Source organism: Palaeococcus ferrophilus DSM 13482, from assembly GCF_000966265.1.
Taxonomy (GTDB): domain Archaea; phylum Methanobacteriota_B; class Thermococci; order Thermococcales; family Thermococcaceae; genus Palaeococcus; species Palaeococcus ferrophilus.
The window spans coordinates 74,426-88,816 of record NZ_LANF01000019.1 but is presented as its reverse complement, the minus strand read 5'-3'; the positions used below and the strand labels follow the sequence as shown (position 1 = coordinate 88,816).

Annotated in this window: 15 protein-coding genes and 1 pseudogene; 6 read left to right on the top strand and 10 right to left on the bottom strand. The window is 56.0% G+C overall.

The genetic code is table 11. The features are described 5' to 3' along the window. Positions 1 to 11: 11 nt before the first annotated feature. Genes PFER_RS12615 through PFER_RS11925 form a run of 4 tightly spaced genes read left to right on the top strand, consistent with a single transcriptional unit; the run spans position 12 to position 5,057 of the window. Positions 12 to 761, top strand: a complete 750-nt coding sequence (locus PFER_RS12615; RefSeq protein WP_342666398.1) for a hypothetical protein — start codon at positions 12 to 14, stop codon at positions 759 to 761. Next, entirely contained in the window at positions 754 to 1,779 is a 1,026-nt protein-coding gene (gene priS, locus PFER_RS10310) for a DNA primase catalytic subunit PriS (protein WP_048151925.1), read from the top strand. The genes PFER_RS12615 and priS overlap by 8 nt, the downstream gene beginning before the upstream one ends. Continuing rightward, on the top strand, positions 1,754 to 2,608 hold the full coding sequence (locus PFER_RS10305) for a DMT family transporter (RefSeq protein WP_394297003.1): 855 nt from the start codon (positions 1,754 to 1,756) through the stop codon (positions 2,606 to 2,608). Before priS ends, PFER_RS10305 begins: the two co-directional genes overlap by 26 nt. A 46-nt stretch (positions 2,609 to 2,654) precedes the next feature. Beyond that, entirely contained in the window at positions 2,655 to 5,057 is a 2,403-nt protein-coding gene (locus PFER_RS11925; protein WP_052696233.1) for a hypothetical protein, read from the top strand. Here the strand turns inward: PFER_RS11925 and PFER_RS10295 are convergent. Then, the gene (locus PFER_RS10295; RefSeq protein WP_048151918.1) at positions 5,054 to 5,704 is read right to left on the bottom strand and encodes a glycosyltransferase family 2 protein; all 651 of its coding nucleotides are present in this window, start codon (positions 5,702 to 5,704) and stop codon (positions 5,054 to 5,056) included. The genes PFER_RS11925 and PFER_RS10295 overlap by 4 nt on opposite strands. Further along, positions 5,688 to 6,371: a zinc metalloprotease gene (locus PFER_RS10290; RefSeq protein ID WP_048151914.1), complete on the bottom strand. Its 684-nt coding sequence runs from the start codon at positions 6,369 to 6,371 to the stop codon at positions 5,688 to 5,690. The genes PFER_RS10295 and PFER_RS10290 overlap by 17 nt, the downstream gene beginning before the upstream one ends. A 148-nt stretch (positions 6,372 to 6,519) precedes the next feature. On the opposite strand from PFER_RS10290, the gene PFER_RS10285 reads away from it, so the two are divergent. Together PFER_RS10285 and gltA are read left to right on the top strand one after the other, a co-directional pair. Further along, on the top strand, positions 6,520 to 7,368 hold the full coding sequence (locus PFER_RS10285) for a sulfide/dihydroorotate dehydrogenase-like FAD/NAD-binding protein (RefSeq protein WP_048151909.1): 849 nt from the start codon (positions 6,520 to 6,522) through the stop codon (positions 7,366 to 7,368). Next, positions 7,369 to 8,814, top strand: coding sequence for an NADPH-dependent glutamate synthase (gltA, locus tag PFER_RS10280; protein WP_048151905.1), 1,446 nt, complete (start codon positions 7,369 to 7,371; stop codon positions 8,812 to 8,814). Between the two features lie 95 nt (positions 8,815 to 8,909). Here the strand turns inward: gltA and radA are convergent. The 8 genes and pseudogenes from radA to PFER_RS10240 all read right to left on the bottom strand — a co-directional run. Next, positions 8,910 to 9,836 (bottom strand): annotated as a pseudogene (radA, locus tag PFER_RS10275) (DNA repair and recombination protein RadA); the annotation flags it as partial. A 104-nt stretch (positions 9,837 to 9,940) separates the two neighbouring features. Beyond that, positions 9,941 to 10,501 carry a 2-oxoacid:ferredoxin oxidoreductase subunit gamma gene (locus tag PFER_RS10270; protein ID WP_048151900.1) on the bottom strand — a complete coding sequence of 187 codons (561 nt, stop codon included), beginning with the start codon at positions 10,499 to 10,501 and terminating at the stop codon, positions 9,941 to 9,943. Next, positions 10,498 to 11,343, bottom strand: coding sequence for a 2-oxoacid:ferredoxin oxidoreductase subunit beta (locus PFER_RS10265; protein WP_048151895.1), 846 nt, complete (start codon positions 11,341 to 11,343; stop codon positions 10,498 to 10,500). Before PFER_RS10265 ends, PFER_RS10270 begins: the two co-directional genes overlap by 4 nt. A 4-nt stretch (positions 11,344 to 11,347) precedes the next feature. Beyond that, positions 11,348 to 12,496: a 2-oxoacid:acceptor oxidoreductase subunit alpha gene (locus PFER_RS10260; protein WP_048151892.1), complete on the bottom strand. Its 1,149-nt coding sequence runs from the start codon at positions 12,494 to 12,496 to the stop codon at positions 11,348 to 11,350. Further along, positions 12,493 to 12,699 (bottom strand): DUF2283 domain-containing protein, encoded by a 207-nt coding sequence (locus PFER_RS10255; RefSeq protein WP_048151889.1) that lies wholly within the window; start codon positions 12,697 to 12,699, stop codon positions 12,493 to 12,495. Before PFER_RS10255 ends, PFER_RS10260 begins: the two co-directional genes overlap by 4 nt. Continuing rightward, on the bottom strand, positions 12,671 to 13,018 hold the full coding sequence (locus PFER_RS10250) for a DUF4258 domain-containing protein (protein WP_048151884.1): 348 nt from the start codon (positions 13,016 to 13,018) through the stop codon (positions 12,671 to 12,673). The genes PFER_RS10255 and PFER_RS10250 overlap by 29 nt, the downstream gene beginning before the upstream one ends. After that, positions 13,015 to 13,530, bottom strand: coding sequence for a 2-oxoacid:ferredoxin oxidoreductase subunit gamma (locus tag PFER_RS10245; RefSeq protein ID WP_048151879.1), 516 nt, complete (start codon positions 13,528 to 13,530; stop codon positions 13,015 to 13,017). The genes PFER_RS10250 and PFER_RS10245 overlap by 4 nt, the downstream gene beginning before the upstream one ends. A gap of 5 nt (positions 13,531 to 13,535) precedes the next feature. Then, positions 13,536 to 14,372: a 2-oxoacid:ferredoxin oxidoreductase subunit beta gene (locus PFER_RS10240; protein ID WP_048151875.1), complete on the bottom strand. Its 837-nt coding sequence runs from the start codon at positions 14,370 to 14,372 to the stop codon at positions 13,536 to 13,538. Positions 14,373 to 14,391: the final 19 nt, after the last annotated feature.

Below are 14,391 nucleotides of genomic sequence, written 5' to 3'. Positions count from 1 at the left end.
TGAAGTACAAGGTGCACCTCAAAGACCTCCTCGCCCTCACCTCCAAGGAACTCCACGAGTTCTACATCCGGAGGGGATACGCGTACCTGCGGGAGGAGCAGCTGGTGGAGCTGTGGGAGAGCGCCTTCGAGAGGAACATCGAGAGGGCGGTCAACGTTATCTACGAGCTGAGGGACGAGCTTCCACCCTATTACCTCGAGCTCTACAACCGTCTGGGCGAGATAGCGAGGGAGAACTTCAAGGAGAGGCTGGAGAAGTTTGGAGGGGAAGCGGGGCCGCTTCGCTTTGACCTCTTCCCGCCGTGCATAAAGAAGGCCCTTGAGGGCGTGGGGAGCGGGATGAGGAACTATGCCATAACCGTTCTCCTCACGAGCTTCCTTAGCTACGCGAGGATATGCCCCAACTCCGGGGGCAGGAACGTTAGGGTAAAGGACTGCGTGAAGGATTTGGGCATCATCGAGAAGGAGGTACTTCCTGTTATAATCGAGGCCGGCAACAGGTGCAGGCCGCCCCTCTTTGAGGACCAGCCGGGGGAGATAAAGAACATATGGTATCACCTCGGCTTCGGATTCACGCTAACCCCAACGCTTGATGACAGCGGGAACTCCACGTGGTACTTCCCCCCCAACTGCTCCAAGATAAGGGCCAACGCGCCCGAGCTCTGCAGGCCGGACGAACACTGCAGGTACATAAAGAACCCCCTCACCTACTACCTCAGGAGGCTCTACATAGAAAAGAAGAAGGGTGAAGGGAATGAGTGAGCTCTTCAGGGAAGTCAGCAAGCGCGAGAGGAGGCTCTACTACTCGAGGGAGTGGAACGCGAAGAAGCTCCCTGAATTCATCCGCTCCACGATGGAGGGCAGGGAGTTCGGGTTTGATCATACCGGCGAGGGGCCAAGCGACAGGAAGAACGTCTTTCACGATCTTAGAGACCTCGAGGACTACGTGAAAACCACCGCGCCCTACGCGGTCTACTCATCGGTTGCGCTCTACGACTTTCCGGAGAGGATGGAAGGGTGGCTCGGTGCGGAGCTGGTGTTTGATATTGACGCCAAGGACCTGCCCCTCAAACGCTGTTCCCATGAGAGCGGCAGGGTCTGCCCGATATGCCTTGAGGACGCCAAGGAGCTCGCGAGAGATACGCTCACCGTACTGAGGGAGGACTTCGGCTTTGAGGAAGTACACGTCGTTTACTCCGGCAGGGGCTACCACATCAGGGTTCTCGACCCCTGGGCACTCGAGCTCGACTCGAAGGGGCGCGAGAAGATTCTCGCTTACATAGCAGCAGCCAGAGAGCCCGGTTTTGACGACATACGCTCGAAGAGGATTATGCTCTCCTCTGGCTACCCCAGGGTCTTCCGCCTCCGCTTCGGCTACTTCCTCAGGAGGGCGAGTGAGAACCACCTCCGGAACGCGGGTCTCAGCAGGACCCAGATAAAGGCGATAATGGAGCACCGGGAGGAGATTTATGAGAACTTCGTGAGGAAGGCCCTCCTCACGGCTTTCCCGAGGGGTGTGAGCTACAAGAGCCTTATGAAGCTGTTCTCCCTCTCATCCACGTTCTCAAAGGCCTACTTCGACGGGAAGGTCACGATAGACGTTAAGAGAATTCTCCGCGTACCGTCGAGTCTTCACTCGAAGGTGGGCTTTATAACGACTTACATAGGCCAGAGGGAGGAGGAACTGGAGCGCTTCAACCCATTCAGGGACGCGGTACCGGGGTTCAGGAAGAGAGAGGTGGAAAAGGCCTACGGTGAGTGGCTTGAACGGCAGGAGTAAAATCATAGCCTCCATGTTAATCTGGGGAAGTGTGGGGATATTCGCACGCTTCTCAACACTGGATGGGCTCAGCCTAGCGTTCTTGAGGGTGCTTATTGGTAGCGGGATGTTCCTCCTCTTCTCCCTCCGGGACGGGGAGTGGCTTAGGAGGGCGTTTTCCAGCGTGAGGCCCAAAATCGGGCAGGTATTTCTGCTCGGGCTGGCGCTTGCCCTCAACTGGGCCTTCTTCTTCTCGGCCGTCCTCTACACCACCATAGCCAAGGCGACGCTCATCTACTACCTCGCCCCTATCCTCGTGGTTCTCCTCGCGGGCCTGTTCCTCGGCGAGAGGATAACCTGGGAAAGGCTCTTCTACGTGGGGATGGCGTTCCTCGGGGCGTTGATGATAGTCCTCCAGGAGAAGCCGTCGCTCTCGAGCTCGGACTTCCTCGGGGTGCTCTTCGCACTGGCCGGAGCATTCTTCTACGCGCTCGTAACCCTCCTCGGACGGCACCTTAGGGACGTGGAAAGCGACGCCCTGACGTTCTTTCAGCTGGTGTTCGCCACCATGGTACTGGCTCCCCTAGCGCTGTGGCGCGGCCTCTCGCTCACCCCAAGGGCGCTCGCCGTTAGCTCCCTCATAGCGCTGCTCCACACCTTCCTGGCCCTTCTAATCTACATGGCCGGGCTCAAGGAGGTTGAGGCCGGGGAGGCTGCCCTCCTCAGCTACCTTGACCCTCTAAGTGCCGTCCTCTACGCTTTCCTGATCTTCGGCGAGGTGCCGACGGCAATGACGCTCGCGGGGGGTGCCCTCATCCTGCTCGCCTCGTTCTTTGGGAGCAGGAGGTAGGGGAAAGTTTATTTGTAATGGGGTGCATACCCCCTACGGTGATACAATGCGGCGGGTGGTTTTGCTGCTGATTCTCTTGATGAGCATTATCCCTCCGATGAGCGCCCTCGAGGGTGTGCACGTTGATGCGAGGGGCTTCAGGCTCACGGAGTGGACCGTTGAAGGGAAGAACGTGATAGGGGGCGGAAGCAGGGGAGCCATGGGCGAGAGTTATCCTCTCTGGGACTGGCTTCTGGGAGAGGCGTGGCCAGGGAGTCTAGCCACAGAAACTTACACCATCTCAGAGGAGGGAAACACCATAACAGGTAGGCTCGAAAAAGGCCCACTCCTGGTTGAGAAGAGCCTGAAAGTCCTCGACGGAGAAAGCGCCCTCCTCACGGTTAGGCTCACTAACACGGGTAATGAGACGTTCAAAAGCGAGGTGAACTGGGACTCCTTTGGACTTGGCTACGCCATGGCATGGGCGGGCTACCTCGGAGAGCCCGGAGGGGAAAGCCAGCTCTGGCTGGACGATGAAATTCACATCGAGAACGAGAACTGGGTAAGGAAGGGGGCGCACGTTAAGGCCTTCGGACTGGTTGACTTCGATGAAGACCTTATCGCCCTTTTATTCCCGGAGGAGGAGAACGTTGCACTCTGGTTTGAGAAAGGGAGCTGGGGCACCGAGACGAGGGCCGAATTCGGTCCCTTGAGCATAGCACCCAACGGGAGCGTTGAGTACCGCTTCGAGATATTTGTGGGTCACATTGAGGGGCTGAGGGAAAAGTACCCGGCCATCTACGAGAAGCTCGCGCCCTTCGTGGAGAGGGAGAAGTTCAAAATAACCTTTAAGCTGCCTGATATTCCCGTGGTGGGCGAGAAGGCCAACGTGAGCGTTCTCGTGACCCCACGGGAGCAGGTCAACGAGAGCGCCCTCCTCCGAACGGTCGTGGACTGCAGGGACTACCTAGCCAACATAAGCAGCCCCGTCTACCTCAGCGGCCCCTCCGAGGTTTCCATACCCATAGAGATTCATGATAGCTGCAGGATAAAGGCGACCCTGGAACTGGAAGGGAGAGTTATATCAAGCGCAAGCACGGTAATGGAGGGGTTCACAAAGGGGGAGCCCCTCAAGGTCGTCTTCGTGTGGCACCAGCACCAGAGCCCCGGCGTGTGGCCAAACGGGACACTCCACGGACCCTGGGCCCTCGTCCACACCTACGAGGACGAGCTCAAGCCCTACTACGAGGGCGGGGCCTACTACTTCCATGCCTGGGTTCTTGGTAAGTACTCGGAGATAAAGATGACGTACCACCTCTCGCCATCGCTCCTGTGGCAGTGGAACCTGACGAATGTCGGCTGGTGCCAGAGCTACCCCTCCTATCGGTGCTTTAAACCAGGGGCCCCCGAAGCGGAGCGCGTGAGGGAGGCCATGAAACTCTACAGGGAGCTCTACGACCGCGGTCAGATTGAGGTACTCACGAGCTACTTCGCCCACCCCATAAGCGGGTACATCGCCGAGAGGTACGGGTGGTTCGACCTCCTCGACTACGAGCTCTCCCTCGGAAAGGCCACCACCGAGGGGGTACTTGGAGTGGACGCGAAGGGCATGTGGCTCCCTGAGATGGCCTTCAGCCCAAAGCTCATCCCCCTTCTCGAGAAGTACGGGATAGAGTACACCGTCCTCGACGACCGCTGCCACCTTAAGACGATATATCCCTACTCACCCTACCACGTTTACGCCATAGAAAACTCCTCGATTAAGGTTCTTTTCAGGGACCACACCATAAGCGACGACTTCGCCTTCAACAACGACTTCAGGAACGAGGATGAGGCGAGAGAGAAAGCCAGGAAAATTCTGGAGGAGATATTGAAGGTTAGGAAGGCGGACCCGAACGCGGAGGTAGTGACTATAGCGGCCGACGGCGAGAACTGGATTATCTTCTCCCCCAACCCGGGCCTTACGGCAAGGTACTTCGAGTATCTCCTCGGCTACCTAAAGGAGGCCCAGGAGAAGGGGCTCATAGAGACGGTGACGCTCGGGGAGGCAGTGAAGGGGGAACCCTACAAAAACGTCACCCCACTCACAACCTCGTGGCTCTGCTCGTGGGATAAGTGGACGAGGGAGAAAGAGAGTGTTCAGAAGCCGATGTGGGAGCGGGCAGAGGAGGTTTACAACCTCACGAAAACCTATGAGGAAACCTGCGGGAGGGACGGAACCTACAAGAAGGCCCTATACGGCCTGGCGCAGGCCCTCGACAGCGACTTCTACTGGGCGGAGTTCTCATACCCGGAGCACGTCTACGCGTGGCTCAACTGGACGGAGGCGCTCGTGAGGAAGGGTCTCTCAACGTGCACCCCTCCAACGAGCATCCCCACCACGACGGAGGGGACCGGGGAGAAGGAGGGGGTGTGCGGGCCGGCGCTCATAGGTATCCTGGCGCTGCTCCCGCTCCTGAAGAAGCGCTAATACTTCAGCAGCGTATGGAGGAAGCGTAGGATGTCCTCAAAGCGGAAGTGCCCGGTCTCTATACCGTAGATGCGCTCCACGGGCACTTCTTTTATCCTCGCCCCTCTTTTTACGGCCTTTATGAGCATCTCCGTTTCCACCTCGTAGCGCTTGCTCTCTATCTCGGGCAAAAACTCCCTTCTCACGGCACGGAAGCCGCTCTGGGTGTCGTGGACTTCAACGCCCAGCTTGAGCCTTATGAGGGAGGTGCTCAAGAAGTTGCTCAGCTTTCTGATGAGGGGCCTCTTCCCCTGCGCCTTTATCTCCCTGGAACCGATGACGAAGTCGGCCTCCCCCTCCACTATGGGCATTACCAGCTTCTCTATCTCCTCCGGCCTGTGCTGCCCGTCTGCGTCCATGAAGACCACCACGTCCCCCGTGGCCTTCTCGATGCCGGCCCTCATGGCCCTACCCTTGCCCTGGTTGGGCTCTATCCTGATCACCTCAACGCCAAACCCTCTGGCCACTTCGCTAGTGTTGTCCGTGGAGCCATCGTCAACCACTATAACCTCGTCCACGAAGGGAGGGATTTTAGCGAGCACGTTCCCTATACGCTTAGCTTCGTTGTAGGCGGGAATGACCACGCTTATCCTAAATCCACCCAGCATTTCTCTTCAGCTCCGTGAGGCATTTGGGGCAGAAGAAGGGGCTCCTCTCATCCCAGTCCTCTATCCTTGCGGGGGGGTGCATGGGGCAGTCCTCCTCGCAGTGGTCAAGCCCGAAGGCGTGGCCTATCTCATGGAGTATGCCCTTGGCTATCCTCTCCGCGAATATCTCACCGTTAACGCTCAGGAACGGGAGCATGGAGAGCACCATTATGCTCTTGTCGCCTATCCTTTTCTGAACGCCCAGAAACTTCTCAAAGTAGCCGAAGTAGTTGTTCCTGTCAACGAGGGGGAAGCTGACAATCCCGATTATCTTGTTGAACTTGAATCGGTCGGAATCATAAACCTCCGGGAGGTTCCGGCTCTTCTTTTCGAGGATGTTCTCCTCTCGTTTCCAGAGCAGGTCTTCCCTCTCCTCGAGGAGGCGGTGGTAGAGCGTATCAACCAGCACGTTGAGGGGATACGCCCTCATGGGGCCGTTTGGGGAGTGGATTTTCATTAGGTAAACCCTATCAATCGTCGTGTTCCTTAGGAGAACGAGCCGGATGTCGTGGATGTCGTTCATGTCAAGGTACTCGTTGGTTTTCTCGTAGATTCGATAAATCACACCCTCGTCCATGATTTTACTGTCGAGGAGGTTCGTGATGAAGGTTATGCCAACAAGTTCCATTACCTCACCGACTAATGGGTCGAGGGGGGAGTTATTAAATTTTTGTGCTCCTGCGGAGTTCCAAACCTTTGGTTTAAAAAAGCCATATAAACCTTAAGTTCAGAACTTATGGTGAACAAACTTGTTCACATGCACAGGGTGATGCACCATGGGATATAAGATAACAAAGAAGGAAAACCTGAGCGCCATTGACTTTTTTATGGAAGTTGAGGCGCCGCATGTGGCCCGCTCATGGAAGCCAGGGCAGTTCGTTGTTTTGATAACCGACGAAAAGGGCGAAAGAGTCCCAATGTCCGTTTACTACGCGGAGGACGGAAAGATAGGCATGTTCATAAGGCGCCACGGGGTCACGACCCTCAAGCTGTGGCACGAATTCCACGTTGGAGATGAGCTCCTCAGTGTGACGGGCCCGCTCGGAAAACCGATTGAAGTGAAGAATTACGGCAACGTTGTTTTCGCGTCAGATGCCGTCTGCGCGCAGGCCGAGAGCTATGCCACGCTCAAGGCTATGAAGGAGGCCGGCAACTACACGATAGCCATTCAGAGCTTCGAGAACAGGGACAACGTCTACCCCGAGAAGTTCCTGGCGAAGCCCGTGGCCGATGAGCACTACCTCACCACCGACGACGGGAGCGTCGGCATAAAGGGGCACTACCTCGACGTTCTGAAGGAGCTGATAGAGAAGGACAAGGTGGATATAGTCTTCGCCGGCGGAAAGCTCGGCTCGCTCAAGAAGCTCGCTGAGCTAACGAGGCCCTACGGAATCCCCACTATCGTCACCGTCAGGCAGATAATGGTTGATGGAACCGGGATGTGCGGCTCGTGCAGGATACTCTTCGACGGGCAGATAAAGTTCGCATGCAGGGACGGGCCGATGTTCGATGCCCACAAGGTGGACTGGGACGACGTGATAAAGAGGGACGCCCGCTTCACGGAACTTCAGAACCTGGCGAAGGAGCGCTACATCGCCAAGCTCAAGGAGAAGGGGGTGATCTGAATGGCCAGGAAAAAGCCGAAGCTCATTAAGGAGCGTGTCCCCACCCCGGAGGTTCCGGTCGAGGAGAGGGTGAAGAGCTTCGTCGAGGTCAACCTCGGCTACGACTTTGCATCCGCAGTCAAGGAGGCGGAAAGGTGCCTTCAGTGCCCGCCCGAGTACGCGCCGTGCATCAAGGGGTGTCCCGTCCACATAAACATCCCCGGCTTCATAGGGAAGCTCGTTGAGCACAGGGACGACCCCCACAAAGCCGTTAAGGAGGCCCTAAGGGTTATATGGAACGACAACACGCTCCCTGCCGTCACCGGGCGTGTCTGCCCCCAGGAGGAGCAGTGTGAGGCCCCGTGTGTCATGGGCAAGGTTGGAGACCCAATAAACATAGGTAAGCTCGAGCGCTTTGTTGCGGACTACGCGAGGAAGCACGGTATAGAGGAGGAGCTCCTCTGCGAGTTCAACGAGCAGTGCACCGGGGAGGGAGGCAAGGTTGCCGTCGTTGGAGCGGGCCCCGCTGGTCTCACAGCTGCGGGAGAGCTCGCCAAGATGGGCCATAAGGTGACTATCTTCGAGGCACTCCACAAGCCCGGAGGAGTCCTCATCTACGGCATCCCGGAGTTCAGGCTTCCGAAGGAGATACTCGACAAAGAGATAGCCAAACTCAAAGAGCTCGGAGTGGAGATAAAGCTCGACCACGTGGTGGGAAAGACGGTAACTCTCGAAGAGCTCCTCGAGGAGTACGATGCGGTCTTCATAGGAACCGGAGCGGGAACGCCGAAGCTCCTCAACATCCCCGGAATCCTTCTCGGAAGGATTTATTCCGCCAACGAGTTCCTTACCAGGGTTAACCTCATGAAGGCCTACCTCTTCCCCGAGTACGACGAGCCCGTGGCGATAGGGAAGAAGACGATAGTCATCGGCGCCGGCAATACAGCCATGGACGCGGCGCGCTCAGCCCTCAGGATGGGAAGTGAGGTTACCATAGCCTACCGCCGCGGAAGGGAGGATATGACCGCTCGTATAGAAGAGATTCACCACGCGGAAGAGGAGGGCGTTAAGTTCGAGTTCTTCCTCAACCCGGTGGAGTTCATAGGCGACGAGAACGGCAGGGTCAAAGCTGTCAAGTTCGAGAAGATGCGCCCGCTCGAGGAGAGGGACAAGCGCGGCAAGAGGAAGATAGTCGGAACCGGAGAGTACGTTACGCTTGAGGCAGACACCGTCATCATCGCCATAGGCCTCGAGCCAAACAGGATAATCACGGAAGAGGCCACCGGCCTGAAAGTCAACCCCGACGGAACCCTGATCGTTGACGAGAACCTCATGACGAGCATCCCCGGTGTCTTCGCAGGTGGAGACGCCATAAGGGGTGAAGCGACGGTTATTCTGGCCATGGGCGATGGAAAGCGGGCCGCGAAGGCAATAGACGAGTACATAAGCTCGAAGAAGAACGCCTGAGCTTTTCTTTTATCTTTAATTTAGTCATCGGGAATTTTGTCTGTTAATTGCTCATCTCGAAATTACCGCCCAAAAAAGATGTGAAAACTTGAAAATCAATCCTCCACACCCCTCTCAGTTATCCTAAATGTGACCTCACTTCTTTCGAAGTAGGGGGACTTAATCAGGCGAACTATTCTCTTGTCCGAGTTGCCACGGCCCCGTTTGAGTATCTGTAGCCTAAACATCGAAGCGTGTTCCAGTATGTGTCCTCCCCACGGATTCCCGTTGCGCATATCATTGATTATGATGACAGCCACATTATATAGTTCTGCTATGCGCCGAAGGTCTGCGAGGTGTTTCCCAAGCTTCTGCTGCCTTCCCGCGAGATCTCCCCTGCCGATGTACTCCACGCGAAAATGAGCTGGAATTGAATCAACTACTAACAGTTTTACCGGATTTTTTGTTTTAGCTTTCTCCTCGATAAGTTCTCCCGCTTTCTCCACGAGAAACACTTGATGGTCAGAGTTAAACGCCCTAGCAACGTAGATGTTCTTAAGAATCTCCTCGGGATTTAGACCTTTATTTCTCGCTATCTCCTCTAGGGGATAATGGTTAAATGAATTTTCGGTATCGATCCAGATTACTGACCCGTTTAGTCCTCCTCTCTCCGGGGGTAGTTGAACCATTACTGAGAGGGCATACGCAAAGGGGGTTCTCCCGCTGTTGGGTTCCCCAAGTATCTCCGTTATAACACCAGTCCATATTCCCCCTTTCAGTATTGAATCTAGATTTGCACTTCCGGTTGATATTTTGTCCGTAGCCTCAAGCCTTTTCTTGTACTCTGTTGCGCTGGTAAATATTCCTATGCTGGCTATTTTCCTAGCAGCTTGAATTATTTTAAGTGCCATCCCTTCACTTATGCCCGCTATTTCCTTTAATTCTAAAGGGGACGCAATTGCTATTGATTCGACACTATCGTATCCTGCCTCTCGTAGTTTTTCTGCAGTTGTTGAATCAACACCTGGGAGCTCTTTTATTGAAAATCTGCCTTTGTTCACATTTCAAACCCCCAGTGGAGTGTTGTTCTTGCTAATTCAAACAAGAAAAACCTAAGAACAAACCCAACATGAAAAAAGAAGGAAGCTCAAAGCTCCCCGTTTTTGGCCTTTTCGCCGAGTTCAAAACCCCTGTGGAGTGCCCTGAGGTTGAGTTCCTCCGTACCCCTCGGGACAGCATCCAGAACGGCCTTCTCAACGGAATTCCTGCTTAGAACTCCCGTGAGGCCCACGAGGAAGCCAATGGTAAGTATGTTCATCGTGAGGCTGAGCCCCGTGGTTTCTTCCGCTATCTCCGTGAGCCTGAGGGCGTGCACCTTGAGCTCCCTCTCGAGGTCCACATTCCTGTGGGGGACGAGCTCCTCCTCGACCACAACGGTGGCACCCTCGCCCGCGAGCGGGAGGTACTTGTCGTAAGCTTCCTGAGAGAGCAGAACCAGGTAGTCCGGGCTGAGGGCCTTGGGGTAGTCAATGGGCTCGTCGCTTATAACCACCTCTGCCCTGCTGGCCCCACCCCTCGATTCCGGCCCGTAGGCCTGAGTCTGGACCGCGTAGAGGCCCTCGTAGACGGCCGCGGCCCTGCCTATAATGACGCTCGCGAGGATGACACCCTGTCCACCGAAGCCACCTATGAGAATCTCCTTCCTCATTCTTCCCACCCCGCTATCTTCTTGGCCCTCTTCTTGTAGGCCTCGTACTCCTCGTCGAGGCTGGGCCTGTCCCTGTCCACGAACTCACCTATAAGTATCTTGCCCTCGAGCTCTTCCGGAGGCAACTTCTTCGCCTTGTTGATGGGGACGGTTATCTTCTGGTACCAGCGGATGAGCTCCGGGGCGGTCTTCATGCGGTTCCTCCTTCCGAAGCTGATGGGGCAGGGTGAGAGGAACTCAACGAGGGAGAAGCCCTTCTTCTGGAGGGCCTTCTTTATGCTGTTCATGCCCTGGATGTAGTTGAAGACGCTCCATCTGGCGACGTAGTTAGCCCCCGCAGCTACCGCGAGCTGTGAGATGTCGAAGGGGTTTTCGAAGTTGCCGTAGGGGGCGGTGGTTCCCTTTAGACCCTTGAGGGCGGTAGGGGCGACCTGCCCGCCTGTCATTCCGTAGGTGAAGTTGTTGATGAGTATCACCGTAACGTCGAGGTTCCTCCTTATGGCGTGGATGAGGTGGTTTCCACCGATTGAAGCGGAGTCACCGTCTCCCATGAAGGCTATGACCTTGAGGTCGGGCCTCGCCATCTTGATTCCCGTGGCAAAGGCCAGTGCCCTCCCGTGGGTGGTGTGCAGGCCGTCGAAGTCCACGAAACCGGGAACGCGCGAGGAGCATCCTATACCGCTCACCCAAACAACCTCGTCCTGGCTCCACCCGAGCTCGTCTATAGCCCTGAGAGTGTACTGGAGAACGGAACCTATACCGCACCCGGGGCAGAATATTGTGGGAAGCATATCCTTCCTGAGGTACTTATCCCTAATCTCGTAGCTAGGTTTAAGGTACATGGGCTCACCCCCTCACCCGCTTGACTATGTCCATCGGCGTGTGAATCTCGCCGCCAATCTTGCTTATGAGCTCCACGGGAGCCTTTCCGTTGGCGCCCTCCCTGACAAGGTGGTAGAGCTGTCCAAGGTTAATCTCCGGCACGTATATCCTGTCCACGCGCTCCGCGAGCTCCTCTATCATCTCGAAGTCGAAGGGCCACACGACGTTGAGCTTGAGAAGGCCGGCCTTTATTCCCTCCTTGCGGAGCATTTTGACGGCCCTTATTGCCGAGCGGGCCACTATTCCGTAAGCTACTATCGCCACCTCAGCATCGTCGAGCTCGTAGGTCTCGTAGTCTATGATGTCCTTCTTGTTGTTCTCAATTTTGCCGATTATGCGCTTGATGAGCTTCTCGTGTATTTCGGCCTCAACTGTTTTCGGCCTTCCGCGCTCGTCGTGGGTTAAGCCAGTTACGTAGGTGTGGTACCCCTTGCCGAAGACCGGCATTGGGGGTATTCCATCCCCGTCCCAGTCCCTGAAGGGGAACTTCGCCTCCTCCTTGCTCCTGGGGGTCTTCCTGTAAACGAGCTCAACCTCCTCCGGAGCGGGTATGTTAACGCGCTCGCGCATGTGGCCCACTTCTCCATCCGTGAGGAGAACCACGGGTGTGCGGTACTTCTCCGCCAGGTTGAAGGCCCTTATGGTCATGTCAAAGGCCTCTTGAACCGTCGCGGGCGTTAAGACGATGATGCTGTGGTCTCCGTGGGTTCCCCATATGGCCTGCATGACGTCACCCTGGGCCGCGAGCGTCGGCTGACCGGTGGAAGGACCGCCGCGCTGAACGTTAACGAGAACGAGGGGAGTCTCGGTCATTACGGCGTAGCCCAGGTTTTCCTGCATTAGACTGAATCCTGGTCCAGACGTTGCCGTCATCGCCCTCTCCCCAACCCACGAGGCGCCTATCACAGCGGCAATGCTTCCAATCTCATCCTCCATCTGAATGCTTACCCCATCAACGAGGGGCATGTAGAGGGCCATCGCCTCGAATATCTCGCTCGCGGGGGTTATTGGGTAGCCGGCGTAGAAGCGGCAGCCCGCTAAAATTGCTGCCCTCGCTATGGCCTCATCACCCTGTATAAAATCCGACCTTCCTACAGGAAACGGGTATCTCATGCTATCACCCCGCTTGGGATTCTAACCACGAGTTCCCTAAAATCTACGGTCTTTGAGGCATCGAGTATCTCTATCTCGACGATCTCCCCCTTTTCATTGAGGTGCGCTATGACCCCTTCTTCGAGGTCTATGGAGTCAGCTATCTCATCTTCTTTCAGCAGGATAACCAAAACGTCAGCATCTTGAGAGTACTCTATCTTCATACAAACCACCACCTTTGAAGTAACGGCTCTTCCGGGGAACGTAAACAGTCACGACAACGGGAGAGCTCTCTTCGTACTCGTAGATCACCCTTACGATGTGGTCATTCAGAGGTTTGTGTGCAATAAGCCTGTTGTGGTGACCCCTGAGGACTTCAGCAGGTTTCAGGAGTGTCTCTACAACCTCCTCCTCACCAATTCTCCATTTTCTTGCCCTTTCGATTGAGTGAAACGTCAGGAGTATGGTGCACTGTTTCCCATTTTCTGTTTCAACCGTATATACCCTTCCGCGTTCGTGAGACTGCACAGTGAGGATTCTCATCCCTTCACGCCCTCCCCGTATCCAACCTCAAATGCCCTGATGTTTATCTCCTCCGTCCCCTTCGGGACACGCCTCCTTATGGCCTCCTCAACGCTCTCCTTCTTCACGATTCCAGTTTTCGCCACGAGGTAGCCGAGGGCGACCATATTGACCGTCAGAGCCAGTCCAGTGGTTTCCTCGGCGAGCTTCGTGAAGGGCGCCCCCACGTGCTCCCTCTCCGTAACCACGAGCCCCGTATCAACGATCAAAAGCCCATCATCCCTCAGGCTCTCGATGGCGCCGTTGTAGCCAATCTGGGACAGGGCGAGCAGAACATCGGCCCTCGTGACCATGAGGTCGTAAATAGGCTCCTTCGAGATTATCACGTCCGCTATGGAGTGGCCCCCCCTGCTCTGGGAGCCGTAGTCCTGGGTTTGGATGACGTTAAGACCCTCTATGGCGGCAGCTTCGCCGAGTATAACTCCTGCGAGTATGACACCCTGTCCCCCAAATCCGGCAATCCTTATCTGCATTCCCTTCACCCTCCAAGAACCTTCTCTATGAGCCTGTTCAGCTCCTCAGTGAGCTCGGGCCTTTCCCTCTCCACGAACTCGCCTATTATGAACTTGCCCTCGAGCTCTTCAGGGGGCAACTTCTTCGCCTTGCTTATCGGGACGCTGTTTTTCTGGAACCAGCGGAGCATCTCTGCCGGTGCTTTCATGCGGTTCCTCCTTCCGAACTGGACCGGGCACTGGGAGATGACCTCAACGAGGGAGAAGCCCTTGGTGTTGAGGGCCTTCTTTATGCTCTTTATGAGCTGATAGACGTGGAACGTGGTCCATCTCGCGACGTACGATGCTCCCGCAGCGGCCACGACCTCGCTTATCTGGAGTGGATGCTCCACGTTCCCGTAGGGGGAGGTGGTGGTGTTGGCCCCAAATGGGGTCGTCGGGCCCACCTGGCCCCCGGTCATTCCGTAGATGAAGTTGTTGACGAGGATCACGGTTATGTCCACGTTCCTCCTCGCGGCGTGGAGGAGGTGGTTTCCGCCTATGCCGGCTAGGTCACCGTCGCCGCTGATCACGACCACCTTCTTATCGGGAAGGCCTATCTTGACTCCCGTGGCAAAGGCTATCGCCCTTCCGTGGGTCGTGTGGAGGGTGTCGGCAAGGAAGTAGGGGGAGGCTATCCACGCCGAGCAGCCGATACCGCTGACCATTACGAGGTCTCTGGGGTCAATTCCCAGCTCATCAACGGCGTTGGCGAATGCATTTAGGACCGTTCCACCACCGCACCCGGGGCAGAGGGCGGTGGGAAGAGCCTCCTTTCGGAGGTATTTGGCCATATCATACTTCGTGTAAATCTTCATCGCCATGAACATCACCTTTTTAACG

What these genes read in the sequence shown, in the direction of transcription:
- priS (WP_048151925.1), top strand. Translation starts at nt 754, where the DNA reads ATGAGTGAGCTCTTCAGGGAAGTCAGCAAGCGCGAGAGGAGGCTCTAC.
- PFER_RS10260 (WP_048151892.1), bottom strand. Translation starts at nt 12,496, where the DNA reads ATGAGATACCCGTTTCCTGTAGGAAGGTCGGATTTTATACAGGGTGAT.
- PFER_RS10240 (WP_048151875.1), bottom strand. Translation starts at nt 14,372, where the DNA reads ATGGCGATGAAGATTTACACGAAGTATGATATGGCCAAATACCTCCGA.
- PFER_RS10245 (WP_048151879.1), bottom strand. Translation starts at nt 13,530, where the DNA reads ATGCAGATAAGGATTGCCGGATTTGGGGGACAGGGTGTCATACTCGCA.
- PFER_RS10290 (WP_048151914.1), bottom strand. Translation starts at nt 6,371, where the DNA reads ATGGAACTTGTTGGCATAACCTTCATCACGAACCTCCTCGACAGTAAA.
- PFER_RS10255 (WP_048151889.1), bottom strand. Translation starts at nt 12,699, where the DNA reads ATGAAGATAGAGTACTCTCAAGATGCTGACGTTTTGGTTATCCTGCTG.
- PFER_RS10285 (WP_048151909.1), top strand. Translation starts at nt 6,520, where the DNA reads ATGGGATATAAGATAACAAAGAAGGAAAACCTGAGCGCCATTGACTTT.
- PFER_RS10265 (WP_048151895.1), bottom strand. Translation starts at nt 11,343, where the DNA reads ATGTACCTTAAACCTAGCTACGAGATTAGGGATAAGTACCTCAGGAAG.
- PFER_RS10295 (WP_048151918.1), bottom strand. Translation starts at nt 5,704, where the DNA reads ATGCTGGGTGGATTTAGGATAAGCGTGGTCATTCCCGCCTACAACGAA.
- PFER_RS10250 (WP_048151884.1), bottom strand. Translation starts at nt 13,018, where the DNA reads ATGAGAATCCTCACTGTGCAGTCTCACGAACGCGGAAGGGTATATACG.
- PFER_RS10270 (WP_048151900.1), bottom strand. Translation starts at nt 10,501, where the DNA reads ATGAGGAAGGAGATTCTCATAGGTGGCTTCGGTGGACAGGGTGTCATC.
- gltA (WP_048151905.1), top strand. Translation starts at nt 7,369, where the DNA reads ATGGCCAGGAAAAAGCCGAAGCTCATTAAGGAGCGTGTCCCCACCCCG.
- PFER_RS11925 (WP_052696233.1), top strand. Translation starts at nt 2,655, where the DNA reads ATGCGGCGGGTGGTTTTGCTGCTGATTCTCTTGATGAGCATTATCCCT.